The sequence below is a fragment of the Streptomyces sp. SID3212 genome, assembly GCF_009865405.1.
Taxonomy (GTDB): domain Bacteria; phylum Actinomycetota; class Actinomycetes; order Streptomycetales; family Streptomycetaceae; genus Streptomyces.
Map to the genome: position 1 here is coordinate 1 of NZ_WWJY01001151.1, position 1,495 is coordinate 1,495.

General features: G+C 75.3%; 1 protein-coding gene and 1 pseudogene. Both read left to right on the forward strand.

The features are described 5' to 3' along the window. Positions 1-1,245, forward strand: a 1,245-nt coding sequence (locus GT042_RS34475) for a tetratricopeptide repeat protein (protein WP_237531481.1), incomplete at its 5' end; no start/stop codon positions are given. 3 nt (positions 1,246-1,248) lie between these two features. Next, positions 1,249-1,495 (forward strand): annotated as a pseudogene (locus tag GT042_RS39600) (hypothetical protein); the annotation flags it as partial.

Sequence of the window (1,495 nt, forward strand, 5' to 3'; positions counted from 1 at the left end):
TCTCAGGCACAGGCCTATGGCCCGGGTCCGGCTTCCACCCCGCCCACCGGGCCGGCGCCCGGCGCGGGCCACGGCTCGGCCCCGGGCCAGACCCACACCCACAGCCACAGCCCAGCCCTGCCGGTCCCCGGCACGGGGCAGGTCTACGGGTCAGGACACGGCTCGCTCCCGGGGCAAGGCCAGGGTCCCGCCCTGTCGGGCCAGGACAACAATCACGGCCAAAACCACGGTTCAGTGTCTCCGGCCGTTCCCGGAGAGGGTCCCGTGCCCGCAGGCCCGCGACTCGCGGCGATGGACGCGCCCGCGACCGCGCTCGCGCTGCCCGTCCCCCGGGTCGACCCGAACGACCCGAACGCGGGGTTCCTGGCGAGCCTGATGGCCGCCGCCCCCGCCGAACTCATTTCCGCGCTGGCGTCGGCCCCGGCCGACACCGTGGAGCGCCGGCTGCGCGAGCTGCGCGCCCGGCTGGAGATGAACGACCTGGTCCCCGCCGGTGAGGCGCTGCGCGCGCTGGAGGCGGAGCACCCCGACGACTGGCGGGTCGTCTGGTACCGGGGCCTGTTCGCCCTGGCCACCGGCGACCACGAGAGCGCGGCGCTGGCGTACGACGCCATCTACGACGCGTTTCCCGGCGAGCCCGCGCCCAAGCTGGCGCTGGGGGTCTGCGCCGAGGTGCTCGGCCAGCTCGACAACGCCGCCGAGTACTACCGCCTGGTCTGGACGACCGACCCGAGCTACGTCAGCGCCGCGTTCGGCCTGGCCAGGGTGCAGTTGGCGGCCGGTGACCGGGCCTCGGCCGTACGGACCCTGGAGTCCGTGCCCGAGGCGTCGATCCACTACACGGCGGCGCGCGTGGCAGCGGTACGGGCCAGGCTGCGCGAGCGTGACGTGGCCGTACCGGACCAGGGCGCGGCCCGGGCCCCGGACGCGGAACCGGCGCTGATCGACGACCTGTCGGCGGCGGCGCGGCAGGTTTCCGCGCTCCAGCAGTTCGGCCTGGACGCGGTGCGGCGTGAACAGTTGTCGACGGAGGTACTGGGCACGGCTCTGGACTGGGTACTCTCCGGTAGTCCCGGGGGCCGCCCCGGCCCGGCCGTGCTGCTCGGCAGCGCGCTGGACGAGCGCGGCCTGCGTTTCGGGCTGGAACGCTCGTACCGGGTACTCGCCCGGCTCGCTCAGCGCGGCGAGGAGAGGATCGAACTGGTGGAGCGGGCCAACCGTTTCCGCCCCCGGACGTGGGTGTGAGTGATGGCGCAGATGCACCGGTCGACCGATGGCCCGACCTGCCCCGGCTGCGGGGACCCGCTGGAGCCCGCCGACCTGTTCTGCGGGGCGTGCGGGTACGACCTGTCGGCCGTGGCCACGGGAACGGGCGGCGGTGACCACCCGACGGTCGCCCTGACCGGCGGCCCGATCGGCGCGATGCCTGCCGGCGGCGGCCCGGGCAGAAGCGCGCCTGCTGACGCCGGTGCCGTGGGCAGCACGCCTGCCCACG